General features: G+C 46.3%; 29 protein-coding genes and 1 pseudogene. 26 read left to right on the top strand and 4 right to left on the bottom strand.

What is annotated here, in order from left to right; genetic code table 11:
• Nucleotides 1-533: pseudogene (locus Q0144_RS06300) on the top strand (methionyl-tRNA formyltransferase); the annotation flags it as partial.
• 96 nt (nucleotides 534-629) lie between these two features.
• Here Q0144_RS06300 and Q0144_RS06295 read toward each other — a convergent pair.
• Complete coding sequence (locus Q0144_RS06295) at nucleotides 630-803, bottom strand: hypothetical protein (protein WP_298043734.1); 174 nt, start codon at nucleotides 801-803, stop codon at nucleotides 630-632.
• A 262-nt stretch (nucleotides 804-1,065) separates the two neighbouring features.
• Between Q0144_RS06295 and Q0144_RS06290 the strand changes: the two genes are divergently transcribed.
• The 23 genes from Q0144_RS06290 to Q0144_RS06180 all read left to right on the top strand — a co-directional run bounded on the left by Q0144_RS06290 (nucleotide 1,066) and on the right by Q0144_RS06180 (nucleotide 19,721).
• Entirely contained in the window at nucleotides 1,066-1,701 is a 636-nt protein-coding gene (locus tag Q0144_RS06290) for a biotin--[acetyl-CoA-carboxylase] ligase (RefSeq protein WP_298062619.1), read from the top strand.
• Nucleotides 1,698-2,489 carry an AAA family ATPase gene (locus Q0144_RS06285; protein ID WP_177389424.1) on the top strand — a complete coding sequence of 264 codons (792 nt, stop codon included), beginning with the start codon at nucleotides 1,698-1,700 and terminating at the stop codon, nucleotides 2,487-2,489. The genes Q0144_RS06290 and Q0144_RS06285 overlap by 4 nt, the downstream gene beginning before the upstream one ends.
• Entirely contained in the window at nucleotides 2,477-3,340 is an 864-nt protein-coding gene (locus tag Q0144_RS06280) for a ParB/RepB/Spo0J family partition protein (RefSeq protein ID WP_297943736.1), read from the top strand. Before Q0144_RS06285 ends, Q0144_RS06280 begins: the two co-directional genes overlap by 13 nt.
• A gap of 74 nt (nucleotides 3,341-3,414) precedes the next feature.
• Complete coding sequence (locus tag Q0144_RS06275; RefSeq protein WP_297894462.1) at nucleotides 3,415-3,837, top strand: F0F1 ATP synthase subunit B'; 423 nt, start codon at nucleotides 3,415-3,417, stop codon at nucleotides 3,835-3,837.
• Nucleotides 3,838-3,847: 10 nt separating this feature from the next.
• Nucleotides 3,848-4,363: a F0F1 ATP synthase subunit B gene (locus tag Q0144_RS06270; RefSeq protein ID WP_297915141.1), complete on the top strand. Its 516-nt coding sequence runs from the start codon at nucleotides 3,848-3,850 to the stop codon at nucleotides 4,361-4,363.
• A complete protein-coding gene (locus Q0144_RS06265; protein ID WP_298062618.1) occupies nucleotides 4,363-4,893 on the top strand; it encodes a F0F1 ATP synthase subunit delta in 531 nt (176 codons plus the stop codon). Before Q0144_RS06270 ends, Q0144_RS06265 begins: the two co-directional genes overlap by 1 nt.
• Before the next feature lie 11 nt (nucleotides 4,894-4,904).
• Complete coding sequence (atpA, locus tag Q0144_RS06260; RefSeq protein WP_298062616.1) at nucleotides 4,905-6,419, top strand: F0F1 ATP synthase subunit alpha; 1,515 nt, start codon at nucleotides 4,905-4,907, stop codon at nucleotides 6,417-6,419.
• A 12-nt stretch (nucleotides 6,420-6,431) separates the two neighbouring features.
• Nucleotides 6,432-7,340, top strand: coding sequence for an ATP synthase F1 subunit gamma (gene atpG / locus Q0144_RS06255; RefSeq protein WP_005869637.1), 909 nt, complete (start codon nucleotides 6,432-6,434; stop codon nucleotides 7,338-7,340).
• Between the two features lie 11 nt (nucleotides 7,341-7,351).
• Complete coding sequence (gene atpD / locus Q0144_RS06250) at nucleotides 7,352-8,749, top strand: F0F1 ATP synthase subunit beta (RefSeq protein ID WP_295151010.1); 1,398 nt, start codon at nucleotides 7,352-7,354, stop codon at nucleotides 8,747-8,749.
• A gap of 10 nt (nucleotides 8,750-8,759) precedes the next feature.
• A complete protein-coding gene (gene atpC, locus Q0144_RS06245; RefSeq protein ID WP_291938303.1) occupies nucleotides 8,760-9,164 on the top strand; it encodes an ATP synthase F1 subunit epsilon in 405 nt (134 codons plus the stop codon).
• A gap of 2 nt (nucleotides 9,165-9,166) precedes the next feature.
• Nucleotides 9,167-9,742: a MotA/TolQ/ExbB proton channel family protein gene (locus Q0144_RS06240; protein WP_297894471.1), complete on the top strand. Its 576-nt coding sequence runs from the start codon at nucleotides 9,167-9,169 to the stop codon at nucleotides 9,740-9,742.
• Nucleotides 9,742-10,140 carry a biopolymer transporter ExbD gene (locus Q0144_RS06235; protein ID WP_005869629.1) on the top strand — a complete coding sequence of 133 codons (399 nt, stop codon included), beginning with the start codon at nucleotides 9,742-9,744 and terminating at the stop codon, nucleotides 10,138-10,140. The genes Q0144_RS06240 and Q0144_RS06235 overlap by 1 nt, the downstream gene beginning before the upstream one ends.
• Complete coding sequence (locus Q0144_RS06230; RefSeq protein WP_298062613.1) at nucleotides 10,133-11,107, top strand: TonB C-terminal domain-containing protein; 975 nt, start codon at nucleotides 10,133-10,135, stop codon at nucleotides 11,105-11,107. The genes Q0144_RS06235 and Q0144_RS06230 overlap by 8 nt, the downstream gene beginning before the upstream one ends.
• 18 nt (nucleotides 11,108-11,125) lie before the next feature.
• Nucleotides 11,126-11,539, top strand: coding sequence for a hypothetical protein (locus Q0144_RS06225; RefSeq protein WP_298062611.1), 414 nt, complete (start codon nucleotides 11,126-11,128; stop codon nucleotides 11,537-11,539).
• Nucleotides 11,536-12,783 (top strand): Tol-Pal system protein TolB, encoded by a 1,248-nt coding sequence (gene tolB / locus Q0144_RS06220; protein WP_291938295.1) that lies wholly within the window; start codon nucleotides 11,536-11,538, stop codon nucleotides 12,781-12,783. Before Q0144_RS06225 ends, tolB begins: the two co-directional genes overlap by 4 nt.
• A 55-nt stretch (nucleotides 12,784-12,838) precedes the next feature.
• A complete protein-coding gene (locus Q0144_RS06215) occupies nucleotides 12,839-13,312 on the top strand; it encodes an OmpA family protein (RefSeq protein WP_291938293.1) in 474 nt (157 codons plus the stop codon).
• 163 nt (nucleotides 13,313-13,475) lie between these two features.
• Nucleotides 13,476-14,132: a tetratricopeptide repeat protein gene (locus Q0144_RS06210; protein ID WP_298062609.1), complete on the top strand. Its 657-nt coding sequence runs from the start codon at nucleotides 13,476-13,478 to the stop codon at nucleotides 14,130-14,132.
• Between the two features lie 50 nt (nucleotides 14,133-14,182).
• A complete protein-coding gene (locus tag Q0144_RS06205; protein ID WP_298062607.1) occupies nucleotides 14,183-14,830 on the top strand; it encodes an FKBP-type peptidyl-prolyl cis-trans isomerase in 648 nt (215 codons plus the stop codon).
• Between the two features lie 9 nt (nucleotides 14,831-14,839).
• Nucleotides 14,840-15,784 (top strand): ACP S-malonyltransferase, encoded by a 945-nt coding sequence (gene fabD, locus Q0144_RS06200; RefSeq protein ID WP_298062605.1) that lies wholly within the window; start codon nucleotides 14,840-14,842, stop codon nucleotides 15,782-15,784.
• The gene (locus Q0144_RS06195) at nucleotides 15,781-16,479 is read left to right on the top strand and encodes a 5'-methylthioadenosine/adenosylhomocysteine nucleosidase (RefSeq protein ID WP_298062603.1); all 699 of its coding nucleotides are present in this window, start codon (nucleotides 15,781-15,783) and stop codon (nucleotides 16,477-16,479) included. Before fabD ends, Q0144_RS06195 begins: the two co-directional genes overlap by 4 nt.
• A complete protein-coding gene (locus Q0144_RS06190) occupies nucleotides 16,476-17,225 on the top strand; it encodes an ATP-binding protein (protein ID WP_298062601.1) in 750 nt (249 codons plus the stop codon). The genes Q0144_RS06195 and Q0144_RS06190 overlap by 4 nt, the downstream gene beginning before the upstream one ends.
• 200 nt (nucleotides 17,226-17,425) lie before the next feature.
• Nucleotides 17,426-17,734 (top strand): hypothetical protein, encoded by a 309-nt coding sequence (locus tag Q0144_RS06185; protein WP_298062600.1) that lies wholly within the window; start codon nucleotides 17,426-17,428, stop codon nucleotides 17,732-17,734.
• Nucleotides 17,735-18,254: 520 nt separating this feature from the next.
• Nucleotides 18,255-19,721 (top strand): aldehyde dehydrogenase family protein, encoded by a 1,467-nt coding sequence (locus Q0144_RS06180; protein ID WP_297894493.1) that lies wholly within the window; start codon nucleotides 18,255-18,257, stop codon nucleotides 19,719-19,721.
• Between the two features lie 42 nt (nucleotides 19,722-19,763).
• On the opposite strand, the gene Q0144_RS06175 is transcribed toward Q0144_RS06180, so the two are convergent.
• From Q0144_RS06175 to Q0144_RS06165, 3 genes are read right to left on the bottom strand one after another with little or no spacing between them, the layout of a single operon-like run.
• Nucleotides 19,764-20,147 carry a hypothetical protein gene (locus tag Q0144_RS06175; RefSeq protein ID WP_298062599.1) on the bottom strand — a complete coding sequence of 128 codons (384 nt, stop codon included), beginning with the start codon at nucleotides 20,145-20,147 and terminating at the stop codon, nucleotides 19,764-19,766.
• Nucleotides 20,148-20,157: 10 nt separating this feature from the next.
• On the bottom strand, nucleotides 20,158-20,571 hold the full coding sequence (locus Q0144_RS06170; protein WP_298062598.1) for a hypothetical protein: 414 nt from the start codon (nucleotides 20,569-20,571) through the stop codon (nucleotides 20,158-20,160).
• Between the two features lie 20 nt (nucleotides 20,572-20,591).
• On the bottom strand, nucleotides 20,592-21,080 hold the full coding sequence (locus Q0144_RS06165; protein ID WP_298062597.1) for a hypothetical protein: 489 nt from the start codon (nucleotides 21,078-21,080) through the stop codon (nucleotides 20,592-20,594).
• Nucleotides 21,081-21,543: 463 nt separating this feature from the next.
• On the opposite strand from Q0144_RS06165, the gene Q0144_RS06160 reads away from it, so the two are divergent.
• Both Q0144_RS06160 and Q0144_RS06155 read left to right on the top strand, forming a co-directional pair.
• On the top strand, nucleotides 21,544-22,671 hold the full coding sequence (locus tag Q0144_RS06160) for a thiamine-phosphate kinase (RefSeq protein ID WP_298062596.1): 1,128 nt from the start codon (nucleotides 21,544-21,546) through the stop codon (nucleotides 22,669-22,671).
• A 189-nt stretch (nucleotides 22,672-22,860) separates the two neighbouring features.
• On the top strand, nucleotides 22,861-23,298 hold the full coding sequence (locus tag Q0144_RS06155; protein WP_297904949.1) for a DUF417 family protein: 438 nt from the start codon (nucleotides 22,861-22,863) through the stop codon (nucleotides 23,296-23,298).
• The last annotated feature ends 293 nt before the right edge of the window (nucleotides 23,299-23,591 follow it).

The raw sequence follows: 23,591 nt of genomic DNA, 5'->3' as shown, positions 1-23,591 counted from the left end.
AGACCGGAGTGACGGCGATGCTGATGGACGCGGGGCTTGATACGGGCGATATGCTTGATTTTGCCTACACGCCTTGCGAGGATAAAACGGCGGCGCAGCTGTTTGACGAGCTCGGGGATCTGGCAGGAGAACTGATCGTAAAAACGCTGCGAAATTTTGTAAATTTAAAGCCGCTAAAGCAATACGACGCACAGGCTACGCACTGCAAAAAGATCGCAAAATCAGACGGACTTTTTAGCTTTGAGGAAAGCGCACGGCTAATTTATAATAAATTTCGTGCGCTGACGCCCTGGCCGGGGATTTATCTAGCTAGTGGACTAAAAATTTTGGATTTAGAAATCTTGCGCGAATCTTGCGAGCGCAAATTTGAACGCGAAGGCGAAATTCTGTACGTTGATAAGCCCAGTTTTTGCGTTTCTTGCGGCGAGGGCGCTATCAAAATTTTAAAGGTGCAAGAGCCGGGCAAAAAGCCCGTGGACGCTAGCGCGTATCTAAACGGCAAACGGCTAAAGATCGGTGATCTGCTATGTTAAGCAGGATTTTAAATTCTCGCGTTTTGTGCCGCACTTTTGATGCTACGCGGGAATTTTATTTGCACCGCATTTTTGGCGTCACAACAGAATTCTGTTCTAGGTATCGCCGCGATCGTGAAGTAAAATTTTACCGCGCGGAATTTCGAAGCGAAGCTCCAAAATCAAGGCTTTATAAAATTTTAAAACCTCGCTTCTATGCTCTAAAATTTTACGCTCACAGGAGCTTAAAATTTCGCCGCCGCGGTTACGGATCTTGCGGCGTCGCACCAAACACGCACCACTTAAAATTCCATAATTGTGCCGCAGAATTTTTGCGAGATAAAGCTTTAAAATTTTATCGCAGTGCCGCTAGGAAAATTCACGTTGCCGAAGAGTTTAGCAAGATCGCAAAATTTCATCGCATAAAATTCCGCTACTTCGTAAAATTTAATCGTGTTAAATTTTATCTTATTGCAAAATTCTATCGCAGCGCGGAATTTAAATGCTTGCGATATCGTAAGGTGAGCACTTCGTCTTATGCAAGGAGCGGGTTTTGCAGATAGAATTTGTAGAGCAAATGCCTTCCACGCAGGAGTTTTTGGTGGGCGCCGTGCGCGAAGGCAGGATAACGCCGCCTTTTGCGATCGCCGCAAATCGCCAAAGCGCCGGTATCGGCTCGCGCGGCAACGACTGGGAGGGCGCGAGCGGCGATCTTGCTTTTTCGTTTTGTGTAGCCCAAACGGATCTGCCCGCGGACGTGCCGCTGCAGTCGGCGAGCATATATTTTGCGATGATCATGCAGGAGCTTCTCGCATCGCTCGGTTCGCAGCTTTGGCTGAAATGGCCCAACGATTTTTATCTGGGCGAGCGTAAAATCGGCGGAGCGATGACGAATAAGATTAAAGATAACTTAATTTGTGGCATCGGAATCAATCTAGTCAGTGCGCCCGAATATGCGGGAATTTTAGATATAAAAATCAGCGTAGAAGACGCTATAGAGGGCTTTTTTGCGCTATATGAAAATAAAATCTCGTGGAAGCAAATTTTTAGAAATTTTTCGTTACAATTCCAAAAATCGCAAAAATTTAGCGTTCATCTAGGCGACGAAAAAATTTCGCTCGAGCAGGCTAAACTTTGCGAAGACGGATCGATCATAATAAATGAAGAAAGGGTTTATGCTTTAAGATGAGTGAAGTAATTACGATTGCCAATCAAAAAGGCGGCGTCGGAAAGACGACCACAGCGGTTAATCTCGCTGCGTCGCTAGCGATAAAGAAAAAGCGGGTTCTACTGATTGACGTAGATCCTCAGGCGAACGCTACGACCGGGCTTGGCTTTAACCGCAGTGACTTTGAATTTAATATTTATCACGTCTTAACGGGGCGTAAGAGCATGTCCGAAGTGATCCAAAAGACCGAACTTGAGTTTATGGATCTGGTGCCGTCAAACATCGGACTTGTAGGTATCGAGCGCGAAGTAAGCGAAGAGAAAGACTTCAAACTAATGCTAAAAAATAAAATTTCCGAGGTTAAGGACAGATATGATTTCATCATCATCGATTCGCCGCCGACGCTCGGTAGCATTACTGTAAATGCCTTAGTCGCAAGCGATAGCGTCATCATCCCGATTCAGTGTGAATTCTATGCACTCGAAGGCGTCGCGTTGATCCTAAATACCGTAAAAGTCGTCAAGCAAACGCTCAATAAAAATTTAAAAATTCGCGGATTTTTGCCTACGATGTATAGTTTGCAAAACAATCTAGCCAAAGAAACGGTCGCGAATTTACGCGAGTATTTCGACGATAAGCTCTTTCGTATCGGCAAGAGTGATGATCTAGTCATCATCCCGCGCAATATTAAGCTAGCTGAAAGCCCAAGTTTTGGCAAGCCGGTGGTTTTATACGATATAAAATCTGCTGGCTCCATCGCTTATCAAGACCTCGCTAAATCCATAATGGAGCAAAAATGGGCAAGGTAAAAAGAGCACTCGGTCGCGGGCTCGGTGCGATTTTAGACGACGTAGAAAGCTCCTATAACAGGGAGCTAGAAAGTGGAAATGCCGATAGCTTAGTTATCGAAATCGATGTCGATAAAATCGAGCCAAATCCATATCAACCGCGGCAGAGCTTCGATGAGGAGGCACTTAGGCAGCTGAGCGAAAGCATCGCCCGCCACGGGCTTATCCAGCCTATCATTGTTATTCAAAAAGATGATTCTTACGTCCTTATCGCCGGCGAACGACGCCTAAGAGCGACGAAGCTTTTGGGCGAGAGTAAAATCAAAGCCGTAGTCGCGGACATAAAATCTCAAAATTTAAGAGAGCTTGCCCTCATCGAAAATATCCAGCGCGAGGATCTAAATCCTATCGAGCTTGCTAAGTCCTATAAGGAGCTCATCGGCGAATACAGGATCACGCAAGAGGAGTTAGCCGACATCATCAAAAAGTCCCGCACGCAGATTACAAACACGTTAAGGCTTTTAAATTTATGCTCCGAAGTGCAAGACGCCATAAGCGCAGATAAAATTTCGCAAGGGCACGCCAAGATAATGGTTGGACTTGAAAAAGAGGATCAAATTTTAGCTCTAAATACGATTTTAGGACAGCGCCTAAGCGTAAGAGATACCGAAAATTTAGTAAAAAAGCTCAAAGATAAAACCGTTCCAAAAGAGAAAAAGCCTGGTGTGGAATTTCAAAGCTTCAAGCCCGAGCTTTTAAAGCTAAAGGCCAAGCTTGATCAATTTGGTAAAATAAGTATCAAAGAGCGTAAAATTTCGATCGAATTTAGCGAAATTTTACAAATTTCCGAGTTTTTAAAGAAAATCGGATAGCCTTTTATAGTGTATTTTAATTTTTCATATTGTAAAATACGCATCTTGTTTAAAACCAACCTGGAGGAGGTGCGATGCTAGACGTAAGTTTGACCGCCATGATAACGACCATCGTCGTATTTTTAGCCTTGATTTACTTCTTAAATATCAAGCTTTATAGACCGTTACTTTTGCATATGGAAAAGCGAGAGGCTATTATTAAAGAAGATGAGGCAAATGCGATGAAAAACGCACAGGATGCAGATGCCGATAAAGCAGAGATCGTAAGGATCATGGATGCTGCGAAGTTGCAAGCTGTTAAAATAAAGCAAGAGGCGATGGATAGTGCGAAGCAGGCTGCCGCTAGAGAAATAGCCGAGAAAAAAGCCGCGATGGAGGAGGATTTTGATCAATTCTTAGGCGGTTTGGATGAGCAAAAGCGCAACCTAAAAAATGATTTGCAAGCCAAAATTCCGGAATTTAAAAATGCTCTAAGCAGCGCTGTGGCTAAAGTATGAGGTTTTTAGTATGAAAAAATATCTATTTTTATTTATCATTCCGGCGTTTGTTTTAGCAAACGGTGGGCACGATGGAGTCAAAGACTACGACGTGCTGTGGCGAAGCATAAATTTCATTTTGTTTTTCGGAATTTTGTTTTATCTTCTAAAAGGTCCCGCAAAAGCAGCATATCAAGGTAGAATCAACGGCATCGCATCTAGACTTGAGGCTAATCAAAAAATTTTAAAAGAGTCTGCAGCTCGCAAGGAACAAGCTAAAAAAGATTTGCAAGATGCTAAGGTTCAAGGCGCAGCTTTAATTGAAACCGCTAAAAAAGAGATCGTGTTCGCCGCCGAAAAGATAAAAAATGCGACCGAGCAAGAGATTGCGAATTTGCAAAAATCTTTCGATGAGCAGAAGAGCTTTGAGGCGCGCAAGATCAAAAAAGAGGTCGTAAGCGAGATACTGGATGACGTTTTTGCATCGGATGACATCAAATTTGGTCAAGATAAACTGGTTAAAATCGTAGAGAAAAAGGTCGGATGATGATAAATAACACCTCAAAAAGATATGTAAACGCCCTGATACTGAGCTATAAAAAAGATGAACTAGGCTCTGTTTTGCAGACGCTCGAGAGCGTCGCGAGCGCATTTAGAATTCCAAAATTCCAAGATATTGTAAAATCTCCGACGCTAAAAGAGGAATCCAAAGTTGAACTTATCGCGTCGTTTATAAAAAATCCAAGCGAAAAAATCGTAAATTTTATTAAACTTTTAGCTAAGAATAGGCGTATTACACTAATCCCGCAGATAGTTGAGGAACTGCGCAAGAATATTGCGGCGCTGGATAATAAATACTTAGGTAAAATTTATTCCGCTACTGAAATAGACGCCGCGAAAATAAAAGAGCTAGAGGCTAAAATTTCAAAGAAATTTAATGCAGATATTACTCTGCAACCCGTTAAAAGCGAGCTTGAAGGCATTAAGATCGAAGTCGAGGATCTTGGATTTGAGATTAGTTTTTCAGTTGATAGATTGAAACAAAAAATGAACGAATATATTTTAAAAGCAATTTAAAGGAGTAAAGCGTGGGTGCGAAAATTAAGGCAGACGAAATCAGCAGTATAATCAAAGAGCGAATCGAAAATTTCGATCTTAGCGTTGATATCGAAGAAACCGGCAAGGTCGTTTCGGTCGCAGACGGCGTTGCTAATGTTTACGGCTTAAAAAACGTAATGGCTAACGAGATGGTCGAATTCGAAAACGGAGCTCGTGGTATCGCGTTAAATTTAGAGGAGAGCAGTGTCGGCATCGTTATTTTAGGCGATACTAGCGGTATTAACGAAGGTAGTAGCGTTAAAAGACTGGGTAAGCTTTTGCGCGTTCCGGTAGGTGATGCTCTAATAGGTCGCGTAGTAAATGCCCTAGGCGAGCCGATCGACGGCAAAGGCGCGATAGAGACCAGCGATACTAGATTTGTCGAAGAAAAGGCCAAAGGCATCATGGCTCGTAAATCCGTCCATGAGCCACTTCAAACCGGCCTTAAGGCGATAGACGCGCTAGTGCCGATCGGTCGCGGACAGCGCGAGCTCATCATCGGCGACCGCCAAACAGGAAAAACCACCGTTGCTGTTGATACCATCATCAATCAAAAGGGACAGGATGTCATCTGCATATACGTAGCAATCGGCCAGAAACAATCCACCGTCGCGCAAGTCGTTAAAAAGCTTGAAGAATACGGCGCGATGGATTATACGATCGTAGTTGCAGCCGGTGCTAGCGAGGCGGCTGCGCTTCAATACTTGGCGCCATATTCGGGCTGCACCATGGGCGAGTATTTCAGAGATAACTCTCGCCACGCACTTATCATCTACGATGATTTGAGTAAACACGCGGTTGCGTATCGCGAAATGTCACTTATCTTGCGCCGTCCGCCAGGACGCGAGGCGTATCCTGGCGATGTATTTTACCTGCACTCCCGCCTGCTTGAGCGCGCTAGTAAGCTAAGCGATGCATTGGGCGCCGGCAGCCTAACGGCACTTCCTATCATCGAGACGCAGGCGGGCGACGTTTCGGCATATATCCCTACGAACGTTATCTCTATCACCGACGGTCAAATTTTCCTAGAGTCTGGTTTGTTTAACTCGGGAATTCGTCCTGCGATCAACGTGGGTCTTTCGGTTAGCCGCGTCGGCGGTTCTGCACAGATTAAAGCGATCAAAAAGGTCTCGGGAACCTTGCGCCTAGATCTTGCTCAATACCGCGAACTTCAGGCGTTTGCGCAGTTTGCGAGTGATTTGGACGAGAGTAGCCGTAAGCAGCTGGATCGCGGACAAAGAATGGTCGAAATTTTAAAGCAACCTCCTTATTCGCCGCTTCCGGTCGAAAATCAAGTGGTCATCATCTTTGCGGGAAGCCGCGGATTTTTAGACGACGTGCCTACGAGCTCAATTGGTAAATTTGAAGCTGAGCTCTATCCGTATATCGAGGCAAAATATCCTGAAATTTTTGAAGAGATCAGGAGCAAAAAGACCATCGAGAAGGATTTGGAAGAAAATTTAATCAAGGCTCTAAATGACTTTAAAGCGACCTTTACCGCTTAAAAAGGCTAAATTATGGCAAATTTAAAGGATATAAAGCTACAGATCAAAAGCGTCAGAAATACGGAGAAGACTACCAAAGCTATGAAGCTGGTCTCCAACGTCAAGCTTAAAAACACTAAAGAAGCGGCGATGCGCTCGCGAGCTTATGCGGTGAAGATTAACGAGGTCTTGGGTGAAATTTCTGCGCGTGTTAAAAATTACGTAGGCAATAATTCAGGCAACGACGAAAAACTTAGAATTTTTGATACCACGCGGGAAGTAAAGGTGGTTGATCTGCTGTTTATCACCGCAGATAAAGGGCTTTGCGGCGGTTTTAATATCAATACCATCAAAAAAATCAAAGCTTTGATCGAGGAGCTTAAAGCGAAAAAGATCAAGGTTCGCCTTCGCGCCGTCGGCAAAAAGGGGATAGAGTATTTTGATTTTCAAGGCATTGAGCTTTTGGAGCGATATATCGGCGTGAGCTCATCTCCATCGTCCGAGAAAGCTAACGAGATCGTCCAAGCCGCAGTTAAGGATTTTAACGAAGGTAAGACCGATGAAGTCATACTTATCCACAACGGCTATTTGAATATGATTACCCAAGAGATGCGGGTAAATACGCTGGTGCCGATCGGTGAACCTGCAATTAGTGAGGATGCTTTAAAAACATCTACATTGGAAGTAGAGGTTGAAAGTCCTGAGGATGAAGAAACATTGATGTTAAATTTAATCCAAAGCTATCTTAGCTACAGCATGTATTACGCGCTTATTGACTCTTTAGCGGCGGAGCACTGCTCGAGAATGAATGCTATGGAGAATGCGACAAACAACGCCAAGGAGCGCGTATCCCAGTTAAATTTAGCATACAATAAAGCCAGACAAGGCTCTATCACGACTGAGCTTATCGAGATCATAAGCGGCGTCGAATCAATGAAATGAAAGGAAAATGGATGAAAGGAATAATTTCTCAGGTAATGGGTCCCGTGGTCGATGTCGATTTCAAGGACTACTTGCCGAAGATTAATGAAGCTATCGAGGTTAAATTTGACGTCGAGGGCGCTCATCGCAGGCTGATCCTAGAGGTAGCCGCGCACCTTGGAGACAACCGCGTCCGCACGATCGCTATGGATATGAGCGATGGACTTAGGCGAGGGCTTGAGGCTACGGCTCTTGGCGCGCCTATTACGGTGCCTGTGGGCGAGAAGGTTTTGGGTAGAATTTTTAATGTCACGGGCGATCTGATCGACGAAGGCGAGGATGAAAAATTTGAAACCCGCTGGTCGATCCACAGAGATCCGCCTAGCTTTGAAAATCAAAGCACGAAGAGTGAAATTTTTGAAACCGGCATTAAGGTAGTCGATCTGCTCGCCCCTTACGCAAAGGGCGGCAAGGTAGGACTATTCGGCGGTGCTGGCGTTGGTAAGACCGTCATCATCATGGAGCTGATTCACAACGTCGCTTTCAAACACAGCGGTTACTCCGTATTTGCGGGCGTCGGCGAGCGAACGAGAGAGGGAAACGACCTTTATAACGAGATGAAAGAATCGGGCGTTTTGGATAAAGTCGCCTTAACCTACGGTCAGATGAACGAGCCGCCGGGGGCGAGAAATCGTATTGCGTTAACCGGCCTTACGATGGCTGAGTATTTCCGCGACGAGCTTGGGCTTGACGTTTTGATGTTTATCGATAATATCTTCCGTTTCTCGCAGTCGGGTTCGGAGATGTCCGCGCTTTTGGGACGAATTCCATCGGCGGTCGGCTATCAGCCTACTCTTGCTAGCGAAATGGGTAAACTGCAAGAACGCATCACTTCTACTAAAAAGGGCTCCATCACCTCCGTTCAGGCCGTTTATGTGCCTGCGGACGACCTTACCGACCCTGCGCCTGCGACCGTTTTCGCGCACCTTGATGCGACGACCGTTTTAAACAGAGCGATCGCCGAAAAAGGAATTTATCCTGCCGTCGATCCGCTTGATTCGACCTCAAGAATGCTTGATCCACAAATCATCGGCGAGGAGCATTACAAGGTCGCTCGCGGCGTCCAAGCGGTGCTTCAGAAATATAAAGATTTGCAAGACATTATCGCGATTTTGGGTATGGACGAACTTAGCGAAGAGGATAAGCTCGTAGTCGAGCGCGCTAGAAAGATCGAACGCTACCTATCTCAGCCGTTTTTCGTAGCCGAGGTATTTACCGGAAGTCCGGGTAAATATATCTCGCTAGAGGAAACTATCGCTGGCTTTAAGGGAATTTTAGAGGGCAAATACGACGATCTGCCGGAGAATGCCTTTTATATGGTAGGAAATATCGACGAGGTAGTGGCAAAAGCTGAGAAGATGAAAGCATAGGAATTTTAAGATGAAAGAATTTTTGCTTTTAGATATCGTTACGCCCGAAGGGATGGTCTTTTCGGGCGAAGTCAAATCCGTCCAACTCCCCGGCATTACTGGCGAAATGGGTATTTTGCCAGGGCATGCGAGTTTGCTGACGGGACTTAAAGACAAAAGTGAAGGCGGAGTCGTTGAGATCGTAGATAAAGACGGTAAAAAGCAGCTTGTTTTGGTAAACGATGGATTTTTGGAAGTTACCGAAGAAAAAACTACTATTCTAGCCACTCAAGCCGTGGCTATCGGGGGCGATAGCGAAAGCGCCGTAGCGAAGTCTTTGCAGCGCGCCAAAGATATGCTTGCGTCCATTAGCTCCGATGCGGCAAATTCCGCAGCGATTATGGCTAGAGTTGACGAATTCGCAAGGCAAAGTTAAATATGCTAGATCTAATTTTAAGTTATTTTTCAAGAAGCACGTTTATTACGATATTCGTGCTTTCTTGGTTATCCATCTATTTTATCGTAACCTTTACGATTTTGATCTCCAGATTTGTAGGGCTTAGTGCATGGCAACACCGCGAAGCAAAGGCACTCGAATCCTTGCTGATGGGCGGTAGGATTTCGCTTTCGGGCTCTATTTTTCAAAAAGTAAATACCGATAAAATTTCAAAAGAAGCCCTGGAAATTTATAAAGGCAAAGCCGAACGCGACTCCACTAGCGGACTTACTTGGCTATCTATCGTCGCCTCCACTTCGCCGTTTATCGGGCTATTTGGTACGGTCGTTAGTATACTTCACACATTTTCCAAGCTCGGTGGCGGAAATTCCGGCATCGATACTATCGCTCCTGCGATCAGCGAGGCGCTAGTTGCCACAGGATGTGGAATTTTTGTAGCGATCCCCGCATACACCTTTAGCTTACTTATAAAACGCAAAGCATACGAAGTTATGAGCATCATAAATCGTACAGCGGATATTTTGCTATTTAAAGCAAACACTGGAAAAGCTATTTAATGTATAATTTCGACGAAAATCCAGAGTTAAATATCACTCCGCTCGTCGATATTATGCTTGTTTTGCTAGCGATTTTAATGGTCGCGCAAACGGCGATTATCTACGATGAAAAGATCGAACTGCCTAGTGGCTCAAAAGCACAGGTTTCGGAAAATACCGCTGAATTCTTGCTTGTGCGTATTGGCGAAGATCGCAAGGTTTATATCGACAAAAGCTCGATGAGCCTAGCTGAATTCCCAGATAATCTCGTGCTGCTTAAAGGCACCGGCAAGTATAGCTTGGAAAAACCCGTCTATATCCAAGCCGACAAGAGACTCGTTTATGACGATGTAATGTTTGTCTTAAAAAGCTTAAAACAAGCGGGTTTTACTAAAGTCGCGCTTCAAACAAATGGCTAATTATTCAAATTTTACGGGGGTTAAATACGATAATTTTAAATCGTTTTTAATCGCCCTTTTTGCCTATCTGCTGGTGATTTTCGTTCTTTTATATCAAATTTCAAAGCCGCAGGAAAAATTTAAAAAATATACCGACAATCCCAACGATTATATGGATGTTACTTTTGATTTCGAAATAGATGATAAACTTCCGTCCGCGCCTGAAATCGCTAAAGAAACGAAGCAGGGCGAGTTTGAAAATAAGAATATTAAGGACGTGCCGGAGGATAAAATTAAGACTACGGCGCAAGTAGTTCCGCCGCCTCCGGTGCAGGCAAAGCCGAAAGAGCCCGAAAAGCCGAAGGAAGAGCCAAAACCGGAACCTAAAAAGGACGAGCCTAAAGCTGAGCCCAAAAAAGAGGAGCCCAAGCCTGAGCCTAAGTTGGAAGATAAACCTTCCGAAAAAGTAGTAGAGAAAAAAGAGGAAACTAAGCCGGAGCCAAAAAAAGAGGAAAAACCGAGCTTGAGCGATCTTTTTAACGGCGTTAATATACCAAAAGTAGAGGAAAGCGCCAAGGCTAGCGATGCGGTTCAGAGCAATAAAAAATCCGATAAAGAAACCGCCACCTCTAGTGCTAAGGATAAAGCGGCATCTAAAAATGCTATCGTCAAATCCGATAAGCTTGGCGGCAGGACTCAAAGGACGGGCGAGTATAACGCTTATTACGGCGCTATCGAGAAGAAGCTTCAAGTTCTATGGAGCAGATATGTGGCAACCGCGAAGGACGACGCAAGGATTAAGATAGTCTTTAGCGCAGATGGGCGAGTAGCGGATTATACTATTATAGAGCTGGGGCGAGAGACGGAATTTAACCAGAAGTTGCGAGATTTTTTGGATAATCTATCGACTCAGAGTTTCCCGAAATCTCCCGACGGAGCGTCGCACGAGATTGATACTAGGATGTCCGACGTAATGAAGACAAATTAGAATTTTGTAAGGAAAAAAGTGAAGAGACTTTTTTGTATTTTTGCGTTTTGCTGTATGCTTTTTGCAGAAGATGTGGATTCTGCTAAAAATTCTACCTCTTCAAATTTAAACACTGAAATTCAAAATTCCTATAAAATTAAAATTTATTATAATGATGTTAAAAAGCAGCTGGGTTATTTGTGGTGGGCGCAAAAAATGACTCCTGCTGAAGGCAGCGTGCTACTCAACGTAAGCTTAAGTGCTGATGGGGAAGTTATTGATTATAGCACAGATTATTTGGAGGGTGATGAAATATTCCGCAAAAAACTTAAGAACTTTTTGGTGAGGCTTTCGAAACAACGCTTTGTAAAAGCGCCAGACAACAAGCCTCGTAAATTTGCGATTTTTTTAAAATATAATGTTAAATCAGATCAAATTAAGGAGAAAAGATGAAGAAACTACTTTTGATTCTTGCATTTTGTAGTAGCATTTTCGCGGCAGATGCGACTATGTCTATCGTAAACGAAGGGGTAAATCTACCTAAAATCGTCGTTCAAGATGCATCGAACCTTGCAAATTCAGAATTTGGCAACAAATTCTTTAAACTTATGGTGGGCGATCTAAAGGTCGGCGCGACTTTTGAAGTCAGCGACGAGTATCTACAAAGCAGCTATGATGCGGGTGCTTCCGATAATCTAGGCTCTAGCGGTGCCGCTCTGATCGTGCGCTACGCGGTAAGTGATAAAAGCTCGCCGATGAGTCTAAAAGCCAAAGTGCTTGAGGCAAACAGCGGCAGGGTGATGTACGAGAAGAGCTTTACGCTTTCAAATGCCGAGAAATATCCGTTTTTAGCCCATATGGCGGTATCTGAGATCGTCAAGCAGCTAGGGTACTCAAACGTCGATTGGATGAAGGAGATGATTTTGCTCTCTCGCTACACTTCGACGCGTGAGAGCGAGATCATGGTGGCTGACTATACGCTTACCTACCAGCAGGTGGTGCTTCGCGGCGGATTAAATATCTTCCCTAAATGGGCAAGCGCGGCGCAGAACGAATTTTATTATACCTATTACGTCAATAAAAATACGCCCGCTATCTATAAATTTAATCTATCCAACGGTAGCAAGAGTAAAATTTTTACCGGTCATGGCATGACGATAGCTTCAGATGTAAGCGCCGACGGCAGAAAGCTTCTAATCACCAATGCGCCTAAAGATCAACCCGATATTTATTTATATGATATAGCTTCGGGCAGCGCTAAGCAAATTACTGATTATGCAGGCATTGATGTAAATGGAAATTTTATTGACGGCGATTCGCGCGTGGCTTTTGTGAGCGATCGTCTGGGCTATCCGAACGTATTTGCCACTAGCATAAACGGCGGCAACGTTCAGCAGCTCGTCTATCACGGCAAAAATAATAACTCCATCAGCACAAATGGCAATTATGTTACTTACTCTAGTCGCGACGGCGGGGGCGGATTTAATATATATTTAATCTCTACTCAAACCGATATGATTCGCCAGTTAACGGCTAGTGGCAAAAATATGTTTCCTAGATTTTCTAGCGATGGCGGCAGCATTATGTTTATCAAGCAAGACGGTGGCGGAAGCTCGGTAGGTATTATCAGAGTTAACGAGAATAAAAGTTTCCAATTTCCGTTAAGAGTAGGTAAAATTCAATCGGTTGATTGGTAAAATATTAAAAAATCTCGTGATATAATGACTTCAATTTTTTTTGAAAGGATAGAAAATGAAACATTTAGTTTTATCTTCGATAGCAGTTGCTGCTCTATTATTGAGCGGTTGTTCTAAAAAGACCCCAGAGGCCGATACTACAAGCACAAGTAATGCAGATAGACTAGCTGCTTTGGCATCTCAGATCCAAAGTGAAGTTGGTACTGTTTATTTCGACTTTGATAAATTTAATATTAGAGCCGATCAGCAAGGCACAATCAATAATAACGCAGCTTTATTCAACCAAGCAGGCGCAGAGTCTCTAACCGTTAAAGTTGAGGGTAACTGCGATGAGTGGGGTTCTGATGAGTACAACTATGCTCTTGGTCTAAAGAGAGCCACTGCAGCTAAAGACGCATTGGTTGCTCAGGGCGTAAATGAGAGCAGAATTTCCGTAGTAAGCTACGGCGAGAGCAATATGGCTTGCACAGAGCATTCTAAAGAGTGCGACGCTCAAAACAGACGCGACGAATTCAAAGTTGGATTCTAATTTGAAATTTAAAAATTTCACGGTGGCGGCTCTTTTGGGAGCTGCCACTTTTTTAAATGCAGAAACTTCCGCATTTGATGCTGGCAATATTGATTCAGGTAGCTCTTACGGGTTAACTGAAAACGAACAAGTATTGCGCGATAACCGCAAGCGTATAAGCGAGATGCAAACTAGTGTAGATAATACACGCGAGAGTGTCGAAGGTTTGCGAAGCGTCCTTGAAGGAACAAATTCTAAAATTTCGAACCTGGAAAACAGGGTAGCGGATCTAGAAATTCGCGCTACCGGCAAAAGCCAAGGCAACAGTGAGCTAGATCAGATGAAACGAGATATCGCAACTATAAAAGCCCAAATTGCTGAAATCAATAAAAAATTAGGTAGCGGCGGCAGCGTAAAAAAAAACGCTGAATTAGACGCAGGTATTGCTTCAGTCCCTGCTAGTACAAAATCAGACTCCGATTTTAAATCAAAAGATCAAGCTTCAGTATTGAAAGAGGCTGACGCTTTATATGCCAAAAAAGACTATTCCGGCGCAAAAGAGCGCTATAATTATTTAGTATCTAAGAACTACAAGCCCGCTAAGGCAAACTATATGCTGGGCGAAATTTCATATTTTTCCGGCTCATACGCAGAAGCGATAAACTACTATAAAAAGAGCATCTCGCACAATGAGAGCCAAGACTACACCCCAAAGCTACTCTATCACACCGCGATCAGCTTCGATAAGATCGGCGATAAAGACAGCGCAGATAAATTCTACAAAGCGCTAAAAGCTTCATACCCGGATTCCAAAGAAGCTAAAGCCGCGCCCACTAGATAACCTAAATTTAAATACAAAATCAAAAATAAAATTTTAAATAGGAGAAAACTATGGCTAACAACCGAGTTATAAAGATGCATTATGAGCTAAAAGACGGTAAAACCGGCGAAATTTTAGAGTCAAATTTAAACTCCGACCCGATCGCCTTTCTTAGCGGCAAAGATCAAATCATCCAAAAGCTGGAAGATGAAATTTTAAATCTACAAGCAGGCGAGAGCAAAACGGTTCGCATAAGCCCGAGCGACGGGGTCGGTGAGTATAAGCAGGACGCCGTGCAGATCCTGCCTAAAGAGCAGTTTGCGGGTATCGATCTGGCGGTGGGCATGGAGCTTTTCGGTCAGGCGGAGGACGGCGCGACTACCCGCGTGAGCGTCAAAGCTATCGGCGAGCAGGATGTTACCATCGACTTTAACCATCCATTCGCGGGCAAGGAGCTGGAATTTAACGTAAAAATCGTCGAGAACCGCGAAGCGACGGCGGACGAAATTCTTACCGGGCAGCCGGAGGGTGCGTACAGCTGCGGCTGCGGACACAACCATCACGAGGGGCATGAGTGCTGCGGCGGACACGGACACGATCACGCAGAGGATCACGAGTGTTGCGGAGGCCATGGACATGCAGACGGTCATGAATGCTGCGGAGGCCACGATCACGAAAAAGATCACGAGTGCTGCGGCGGGCACCATCACAAGCATTAGGACTTTTTTATGAAATTTGCTTTTATCTTCCCGGGGCAGGGCTGCCAAAGTGTAGGCATGGGCAGGAAGTTTTACGAAAACTTCGCCTCTACGCGCGCACTTTTGGATGAGGCTTCAGACTTTACCGGCATCGATTTTAAAAATTTACTGTTTGAGCCCGGCGACAAGCTCGACGTTTCGGAATTTACGCAACCCGCGATTGCATTAAATTCTATGATGGCGCTTGCGGCGCTGCAAGCAAGAGCGGATCAAGAAAAGCTTAGCATCGCTCCGCAGTTTTTGCTTGGCCATTCGCTGGGCGAGTTTAGCGCGCTAAGCGCTGCGGGAGGAATAGAGCCGAAGCAGATGCTAAAGCTAGTAAATATTCGTGGCAGGCTAATGCAGAGCGCCTGCGAGGGCAAAGGCGCTGGAATGATGGTGATCTTGGCTCTTGCCGACGAGGCGGTCGAAAAAATTTGCGCAGATGCGACGAGCGCAGGCAAGCAGGTTTGGGCGGCGAATTATAACTGCGACGGGCAGATCGTAGTCGCGGGCAAAAAAGATGATCTCGCAGCACTCGAGGGCGAGTTTAAAGCCGCGGGCGCAAAGCGCGCAATGCTACTGAATATGAGCGTCGCGAGCCACTGCCCGATGCTAGGGAGTGCTAGCGACGAGCTTTTGGAATTTTTACGCCCCGCGTTAAAAGAGAGTTTCGCTCCAGTCGTCGCTAACGCCACGGCGCGCGCATACACGACGAAATCCGAAGCGCTAGAACTGCTTAAAGCCCAGCTTATCGGCCCCGTGCTTTACAAGCAAAGCATCAAAAATTACGAGGGCGAGGCGGACTGCTTCGTCGAGTTCGGCGCGGCGGTTTTAAAAGGGATAAACAAAAAGATCACGCAAAAGCCGACCTTTAGCATCACGGATCTTGCGAGCCTAGACGAGTTTCTGAAATTTGCAAAGGAGAATGGATGAAAGTAGCGATCTTAGGGGCTATGCCCGAAGAGATCGAGCCGCTATTGTCCGCACTGCGCGAGCGGGGCGTGAGCGTGGAGGCCGTAGAGCATGCGAATAATAAATTCTACGCCGCCAAGCTTAACGGTCACGATCTAGTGATCGCATATTCGAAGATCGGCAAGGTAAATTCCGCTCTAACGGCTACGGTCATGATCGAGAAATTCGGCGCGCGCGCGCTCATTTTTACGGGCGTTGCGGGAGCTTTGAAGCGCGGCATTAAGATCGGCGAAATTTTATACGCTACCTCGCTCGTGCAGCACGATCTGGACATCACGGCATTTGGGCATCCGCACGGATTCGTGCCTGGAAGTAAAATTTCAGTCCAAACCGACGCGAAGTTAAATTCCATCGCGCAAAGCGTCGCCGAGCAGCTAGGCATCACGCTAAAATCTGGCATCATCGCTAGCGGCGATCAGTTCGTAAGCAGCGAGGAGCGCAAGAGCTGGATCGAGCGGACGTTTGACGCGAGCGCGGTCGAGATGGAGGGGGCTAGCGTAGCGCAGGTGTGCGACGCGCTGAGCGTACCGTTTTGCGTGCTGCGCGCGATAAGCGACGAGGCGGGACACAAAGCCGAGTTCGATTTTGACGAGTTTATGGTAAAAAGCGCGCAGACGAGCGCAAATTTTGTCCTAAAAATGATCGAAAGGTTATGATAAACCTCTCCAAAAAGCTACTTCGCCGCGTCGGACAAACCAACGCCAAATACAAGATGTTCGAGCGCGGCGATAAAATTTTACTAGCTCTTAGCGGCGGTAAAGACAGCATGAGCCTGGCGCACGTGCTGAAGCACTTCCAAAGCGTAAGCCCGCTAGATTGGGAGTTTCGAGCTGTCACCGTCACCTACGGCATCGGCGAGGATCTGCGCGAGATAAGCGCGCATTTTAAAGAGCACGAGATCCCCTACGAGATAATCGATACTAAAATTTTTGAATTCGGCAAGGAAAAGATCCGCGCAAACACCACGTTTTGCAGCTTTTGCTCGCGTATGAGGCGCGGATACATCTACTCCTACGCGCTTGAGCACGGCTTTAATAAGATCGCCATCGCCCACCACCTCGACGACGCCGCGGAGAGCTTTTTTATGAATTTTACCTTCAACGGCGCGCTGCGCACCCTCGCTCCGCGCTATGTCGCCGAAAACGGGCTTGTGATCATCCGTCCGTTCATTCTCACGCGCGAGCGCCAAATCGCCGCCTGTGCCAGAGATAACGAGCTTCCGATCATGCGCGAGGAGGATGTCTGTCCCGCGAGGCAATACGGCGGCAAGGAACCCACCGCTCGCGCCGCTACAAAGGAGCTTTTAGCGCAGTACGAAAAGGCCCATCCGAGGTTTTTTATCAGCCTGCAAGCCGCCTTTGCCAACATCCACGAAGAGACCTTTTTCGAGCCTAAATTTTAAAATTTTAAGCGGTTTGATCTCTCGGCTATAAAAGCCTGCGCATAGCCTTGCTGCGACGGAAACTTCGCACGCGGGATTTAATTTCCAGCCCGAACGAGCCGCAGCGTGAGCAGTTGGATCACTGCGTTTAAGTTGCAGCACAAGCGATTGCACTCCTGCATCTGAGTTGTGCGCTAGAGTGATAGGCTTCTGCATCTGAGTTGTGTGCGAGCCACGGCAAACAGCTATCCCTCCCCCTGCGTCCAAACTACGCGCACGAGCTTGGGCTGTATGCCAGAGCGATTACGCCCTCTGCGTCCGAGAAGCTACGAGCAAAAGCGGGTTGTGCCGCCTGTATCTACTTTTGCAAAACAGCTGCGGCTACTTTCGGCGCCGCACTTTCGTCTTGCTCGGATGTCCCAGTGTCCAAGCGAGCTTTACGGGCGAGCGTTAAGAGGCTTGTAAAGCTTGCGCGAAAGCCAGTTTTAGAAATTTCATCTCAAAAATGCTTTAGAAATTTAATCCCGTAAAATTTTAAAATTTTATCGGAGGCTTCCTTTCGGGCTGCGGGTGCGGACTCGATCGCCGTGCGCCGTAAATTTAAACCGCCCGCTCCGCTAAAGATAGTTTTAGAAATTTATTCCGCAAAATGCTTCTAAAATTTTACCTTACAAAATTTCAAAATTTTAACGAAGCCGAGTTCAAAATTCCGACGGAGCTAAATTTTAAAATTTCAAAGCAACCGAATTTTAAAATTTAGCAAAGCCGAATTCTGAAATTTTATCGTAGCCAAATTTCCGCTCTCGTTTCATAAACGTTACCTTTTGAAATTTCGCCGCTCGCGAGGGCTTAAATTTCACGCGGCTTCAAAACTCCTCAAACCCTCCGCTGTCGCGCGCGCAGATCAAATTTTAAAATTTCGCACGCGCCGCGTTACTTCTTAAATTTACACACTACGAAATTTTAACCGATTTTCGCTCCGAAATTTATGCCGCATTAACCGCCGCGGATATATAATAGTGAATGTCATATTTCACGTAAGGAGTAAGCATGGCTACAATCCAACCAAGCTATAAGCTTTTCATCGACGGCGAGTTTGTGGGTGCCGAAGGCGGCGCGAGCCTAGACGTTTTTAATCCCGCTACCGGCGAGAAAATTTCAAAGATCGCAGATGCTAGCAAGGCCGACGTCGATAGAGCGGTCGCCGCAGCCCGCAAGGCGTTTGAGAGCTTCCGTCGCACTAGCGTTTATGAGCGCAGCGCGCTGCTAAATAAGATCGCCGACGTCCTAGAGCAAAACGCCGAGTTCATCGCGACCGTAGAGACTATCGACAACGGTAAGCCGATCCGCGAGACGCGCGCGGTAGACGTAGCGTGGTCGATCGAGCATTTCCGCTATTTTGCGGGCGTGATCTTGGGCGAGGAGGGCAGCGCCAATATGCTAAAAGAGCGCTATCTATCCGTCGTCTTGCGCGAGCCGATCGGCGTAGTAGGACAGATCGTGCCTTGGAATTTCCCGTTTTTGATGGGCGCGTGGAAGCTCGCTCCGTTACTTGCCGCGGGCGATACGTGCGTATTTAAGCCAAGCTCCGAGACCAGCCTTAGCATTTTGGAGTTTATCCGCCTAATCGCGCCGCTACTTCCAAAGGGCGTCATCAACGTCGTAACTGGCAAGGGAAGCAAGGCAGGCGAGTTCGTCCGCACTCACAAAGGGCTCGATAAGCTTGCATTTACGGGCTCTACCGAGGTCGGCAGAGGCATCGCGTTAGCCGCGGCGCAAAAGATCATCCCTGCTACGCTTGAGCTTGGCGGCAAGAGCGCGAATATTATCTTTGACGATTGCGATTTCGACGTTGCGATCGACGGCGTGCAGCTCGGAATTCTTTTCAACCAAGGCCAGGTCTGCTGCGCGGGAAGTAGAATTTTCGTGCAGGAGGGCATCTACGATAAATTCGTACCGGCGCTCGTGGAGAAATTTAAGCGCATCAAGGTGGGCGATCCGCTCGATCCGAACACCCAGATGGGATGCCAGATCAACAAAAAGCAAGCCGATAAAATTTTAGAGTACGTAAAAATCGGCGTAGAAGAGGGCGCTAAGATCGCCGTGGGCGGCAAGCGACATAGCGCGGGAGAGGCTTTCGTCGAGCCTACGCTACTCGTGGACGTGCGCAACGACATGCGCGTGGCGCAGGAGGAGATCTTCGGTCCTGTGGGCGTCGTGATTAAATTTAAAGATCAAGACGAGCTCGTCCGCATGGCGAACGACAGCCTCTACGGACTAGGCGGCGCCGTATTTACGCGCGACATCGCAAAAGCGCTCACGGTCGCACGCCTGCTTGAGACGGGTCGCGTGTGGGTCAATACCTACAACCAGATTCACGCAGGCGCGCCGTTTGGCGGCTACAAAGAATCGGGCATCGGTCGCGAGACGCACAAGATGATCCTGGATCACTACACCCAGACCAAAAACATCTACATCGACACGATCTCCAAACCGAGCGGCTTTTACGAGCAGTAAGGCTTAGCGTGGTATTTCGGGCGGTTTATGCCGCCCGAAATTTTATTCTGCCTGACTCGATTGAGTATTTAATTTTAAGATTAATATAGGCTCATCATTTGGTGGTAAATTTTTATTTGCCAACCTTATGCCTTTATAAACATTTATCGTGATTTTAACATTTGGTATGTCGGTAACTTTTGAAAAATTATTTAAGAGCAACTTTATATCATCATCTCTAGCGCCATAAATGTTTACTATGCTCTCATATCTATCGGTAATTTTTCCACAAGACCAAGAACCGCCTAGATGATTTAAATCTCTTATTCTTTCAAATATTATTTCTTCTGCTTTGTCGTTATACTGATTCCGACATTCCCTACCGTCGCAGCCGAATAATATAAATGCGGTGACTATCAAAAAGAAACACTTTGTAAATTTCAGCATTTCATTTTCCTTAATTTGATTTTGTGTCTAATTTTACGGTTAATATATTCTTGCTAAATGGTGGCGGAGTTTTGCTGCCCCATTTCCAATATCTCTCATAAACCGATATAGTAATTTTGACATTTGGAATTTGTGCCGCTTCTGCTACATTCTTTAATAAAGTTTCTAAATCATCGTTGCTAGGTCCGTAAAAATTTATGAAGTATTCATGGTTGTCAATAGACCCGCACGTCCAATCTCTATTTTTCTTATCCTTTAAATTATCAGTTATAATAGAAAACGCCTTATTATTGTATTCGTTGCGGCATTCATTACCGTCGCAGCCGAATAGAATAATCGCAAAAAATATTGCAACAAGAAATTTCATGGCGAAATTAAAATACCCGCCTGTTTTTATAGTTTGATAACTACGATAGCAACCCATTTTCGCTCCTTATATAAAATTTATTCATATTTAAAATTTTTAAAATTGAAATATCTTACATTGCGTTCTTTTAGTAGAATTTTCAGCTTTTCAAAATCATCGCTCGCTATGTAGTCCATCGGTATAGAGATTGAGCCTAGATAAACCAATATATCATAAATCTTCGGCTTAAGTCTTATGGCTAAAATTTGTTTAAATGATATAGGGATTTTATATGCGGTGAATTCCTTTATATCTGTAAGCATGATAACTTTTTCCCAGAAAAAATATTTCACTACCATACGATCATCATAGCACGCAATAAATTTAAAGCAATTCGGAATAACCGTCGTATAAAAAAGACCGATCAGCATCACCCAGCCTGCGATAGGCGCATAAGGTTTATCGAGCATTATAAAAATAATGGAGATATAAAATTGTAAAATTTTAACTACCGCATAAAAAGGTCCATAAAAACGCCTCGCCCTTTTTATGATTAGTAGCGGCTCGCTCGGTTTCGTATCGTTCATTTTATCTCCTTGCTTACGTTTGCATTATTGCTTTAAATTTAGCGCTAAATTTTAACCTTACTGCGCTTACGCAGCGTTTAAATTTAATATCGTTGCGGCTACGCTAAATTTTAAAATTTCAAGCTTGCCGTTTTAAAGAGCCGTCATCTGCGCGAGTGTGCGTAGCAGGCGCATGCAAAAAATAGCCTCGGGCGCTGTTTTATCGCGGGTCTCCGTCCGCATCAAGTCATACCGAATTGCGCCCAAGTCCCAAAGCTCATGCGATTACTAATTTTGCTATCGAGCCGCACCGAACCGCAGCCAAACTCACACGGAGAAAATCTAAATTTACGCTATAATCTTGCAAAGCGGAGCGTAGAACTCCTGCTGCGCGTGTGCGACGAAATTTAAACAAAGGCCCGCAAATTCGGGCTTCTTGGCTTTCGCACGGCTGCGGCGTAACGTTAAATTTAACGGAGGGCGTATGGATAAAGAGCGGTATATTTTTGAGAAATTTAGATCGAAGCTTAACGGCGATGATTGCGCCGTAATCGGCGAACGAGCGTATTGCAAGGATCTTTTCGTCGAGGGCGTGCACTTCCGCCGCGGCTGGCTGAGCCTGCGCGAGATCGGCGCAAAGGCGATGCTCGTAAACACCTCGGACATGATCGCGACGAATGCGCGCGCCAAATACGCCTTGCTGGGGCTTGCGTTGCCGCGCGAGATCGGCACGCGCGAGATCGACGAGCTGTGCGCGGGCGTGAGCGAAACGGCGCGCGAGTGGGGCATACGGATCATCGGCGGCGACACGATCGGCTCGGATCGCATCGCGCTTAGCGTGAGCCTGATCGGCAAGTGCAAACACCCAGTGTTTCGCAGCGGCGCGCGCGTGGGAGATCTCATCGCGCATACTGGCGAGCTAGGTAGCGTCGGGCGCGATCTGGCGGTGCTTTTAAGAGATGAAATTTCGCCCGCTAGCTCGCAGATGCAAAACCGAAACGATAAAATTTCATCGGCGCAAGGCCCAAGCGATGAGGTGCAAAGCTCGGGCGATAAAATTTCACCTGCGCGCGCCGAGCCGCAGAGCTTGGACGCTGAAACTTCGGCGCAAAATTCCGTGTCACGAAGCGGAGAGGATCACAAGAATTCTACGGCGCAAAGCCTCGCATGCGAAAATTCTACGTCGCAAAGCTCTGCAGGCGAAAATCCTGTGCCGGGTAGCGGCTCATATCGCTTGCGCGAGGATCTGCGCGCAAAAATTTCAAAAAATTCGCGCTTCGTTAGGCCCGTCTTGCGCGATAAGTTTTTTTACAAGGCGGCGAAGTTCATTAGTGCGGCGATGGACATTAGCGATGGGCTCGCGCAGGATTTGCCCCGCCTGTTGGAGGCTAGCGGCGTGGGTGCGCGCTGGATCGCCCGCCCTAGCGAGGCTGCGCTGCAAAGCGGCGAGGAGTACGAGATTTTGTTTAGCTTCGCGCCAAAGTTTTTACCAAAAATCTACGCGATTGCCGCTAAGGCGGGCGTCGCGATCAATATTATCGCCGAGGTTTGCCCGCGCACGCCGCAAAGCTCGATGGAATTTCACGGCAGCTCGCATCACTTCGCTCCTTGAAATTTTACCGCGACTGATTTAAATTTTAAGGCGCGTGGCATGGAATTTGAAATTTCGCGGAGCTACGAAATTTTGTGGAGGCGTAGAATTTTATGAAGCCGCGGAATTTGAAATTTGAAATTTCGCCCCTTCACGTAGCCTACACGCAAGCTCGCTATCATACCGCTACAAAATTTACAAAGGAGCCGTATGAGGGAGATCGTAAAAAAATTTGTCGCAGGCGACGCGGATATTATATTCGCCAGACTTTCCGTTATCATCGTGCTTGCCGTGATGGGCAACTACAAGTGGTTTGAGTTCGAGGTGGAGGCTTTAAAGCCGCTCTTTTCGCAGACGTGGCTTTCGTTTTTGCCGTCAGCGCTCGGGGACGCCGGCGCGAGCTATTTTTTGGGCGTGGTGGAGACCGTGGGCTATCTCTCGCTCATCGCGGGCTTTTTCAAGCCGAAGGCGGGCATCGTGGGCGATCTCATCGTGATCGTCATGGCGCTGAGCACGCTCAGCCTACTGCCGCAGCTGGGCAAGATCGACGGCTTTATCTTTAAAGACCTTTTTTTGCTAGGCCTTGGCTTGGTGCTGCTAAAATACGACCTGGCGCGCCTTTGCCGCGGAGAAAAAAGCTGCGATTGAGCCGTCAAAACATACTGGCGTCGGTTCCGACGCAACACTAAATGATCGCGCACGGCGAGCTTGAGGCGTTTTGATTTAAAGCCTGCTTTGCCTGCGGGTGCGTGCTTGAGCTTGCTTGCGTAGCGCCGTTTAAAATACGGCCGCGCGCTAAAATTTTATGACGCGCGGTTGAAATTTATTGAGCTGCGGTAATTAAATTTTACTGACGCTCAAACTCAAATTTATAAAATTTAAATCGATCCATCAGATTGTGCCATAAATTGAGTCGCGTTAAATTTTGACAGCGAGAGCTT

Source organism: uncultured Campylobacter sp., from assembly GCF_938045345.1.
Classification (GTDB): Bacteria; Campylobacterota; Campylobacteria; order Campylobacterales; family Campylobacteraceae; genus Campylobacter_B.
The sequence above is the reverse complement of the archived record's forward strand: the minus strand, read 5'-3'. Positions and strand labels throughout refer to the sequence as shown.

Excerpts from the sequence above, each read along its gene's own strand:
- Q0144_RS06240 (WP_297894471.1), top strand. The coding sequence starts at position 9,167 with ATGCTAGATCTAATTTTAAGTTATTTTTCAAGAAGCACGTTTATTACG.
- Q0144_RS06170 (WP_298062598.1), bottom strand. The coding sequence starts at position 20,571 with ATGGGTTGCTATCGTAGTTATCAAACTATAAAAACAGGCGGGTATTTT.
- Q0144_RS06180 (WP_297894493.1), top strand. The coding sequence starts at position 18,255 with ATGGCTACAATCCAACCAAGCTATAAGCTTTTCATCGACGGCGAGTTT.
- Q0144_RS06270 (WP_297915141.1), top strand. The coding sequence starts at position 3,848 with ATGAAAAAATATCTATTTTTATTTATCATTCCGGCGTTTGTTTTAGCA.
- tolB (WP_291938295.1), top strand. The coding sequence starts at position 11,536 with ATGAAGAAACTACTTTTGATTCTTGCATTTTGTAGTAGCATTTTCGCG.
- atpG (WP_005869637.1), top strand. The coding sequence starts at position 6,432 with ATGGCAAATTTAAAGGATATAAAGCTACAGATCAAAAGCGTCAGAAAT.
- Q0144_RS06210 (WP_298062609.1), top strand. The coding sequence starts at position 13,476 with ATGCAAACTAGTGTAGATAATACACGCGAGAGTGTCGAAGGTTTGCGA.
- Q0144_RS06190 (WP_298062601.1), top strand. The coding sequence starts at position 16,476 with ATGATAAACCTCTCCAAAAAGCTACTTCGCCGCGTCGGACAAACCAAC.
- Q0144_RS06160 (WP_298062596.1), top strand. The coding sequence starts at position 21,544 with ATGGATAAAGAGCGGTATATTTTTGAGAAATTTAGATCGAAGCTTAAC.
- Q0144_RS06230 (WP_298062613.1), top strand. The coding sequence starts at position 10,133 with ATGGCTAATTATTCAAATTTTACGGGGGTTAAATACGATAATTTTAAA.
- atpD (WP_295151010.1), top strand. The coding sequence starts at position 7,352 with ATGAAAGGAATAATTTCTCAGGTAATGGGTCCCGTGGTCGATGTCGAT.
- fabD (WP_298062605.1), top strand. The coding sequence starts at position 14,840 with ATGAAATTTGCTTTTATCTTCCCGGGGCAGGGCTGCCAAAGTGTAGGC.
- Q0144_RS06275 (WP_297894462.1), top strand. The coding sequence starts at position 3,415 with ATGCTAGACGTAAGTTTGACCGCCATGATAACGACCATCGTCGTATTT.
- Q0144_RS06175 (WP_298062599.1), bottom strand. The coding sequence starts at position 20,147 with ATGCTGAAATTTACAAAGTGTTTCTTTTTGATAGTCACCGCATTTATA.
- atpC (WP_291938303.1), top strand. The coding sequence starts at position 8,760 with ATGAAAGAATTTTTGCTTTTAGATATCGTTACGCCCGAAGGGATGGTC.
- Q0144_RS06265 (WP_298062618.1), top strand. The coding sequence starts at position 4,363 with ATGATAAATAACACCTCAAAAAGATATGTAAACGCCCTGATACTGAGC.
- Q0144_RS06205 (WP_298062607.1), top strand. The coding sequence starts at position 14,183 with ATGGCTAACAACCGAGTTATAAAGATGCATTATGAGCTAAAAGACGGT.
- Q0144_RS06280 (WP_297943736.1), top strand. The coding sequence starts at position 2,477 with ATGGGCAAGGTAAAAAGAGCACTCGGTCGCGGGCTCGGTGCGATTTTA.
- Q0144_RS06285 (WP_177389424.1), top strand. The coding sequence starts at position 1,698 with ATGAGTGAAGTAATTACGATTGCCAATCAAAAAGGCGGCGTCGGAAAG.
- Q0144_RS06215 (WP_291938293.1), top strand. The coding sequence starts at position 12,839 with ATGAAACATTTAGTTTTATCTTCGATAGCAGTTGCTGCTCTATTATTG.
- Q0144_RS06195 (WP_298062603.1), top strand. The coding sequence starts at position 15,781 with ATGAAAGTAGCGATCTTAGGGGCTATGCCCGAAGAGATCGAGCCGCTA.
- Q0144_RS06165 (WP_298062597.1), bottom strand. The coding sequence starts at position 21,080 with ATGAACGATACGAAACCGAGCGAGCCGCTACTAATCATAAAAAGGGCG.
- Q0144_RS06155 (WP_297904949.1), top strand. The coding sequence starts at position 22,861 with ATGAGGGAGATCGTAAAAAAATTTGTCGCAGGCGACGCGGATATTATA.
- Q0144_RS06235 (WP_005869629.1), top strand. The coding sequence starts at position 9,742 with ATGTATAATTTCGACGAAAATCCAGAGTTAAATATCACTCCGCTCGTC.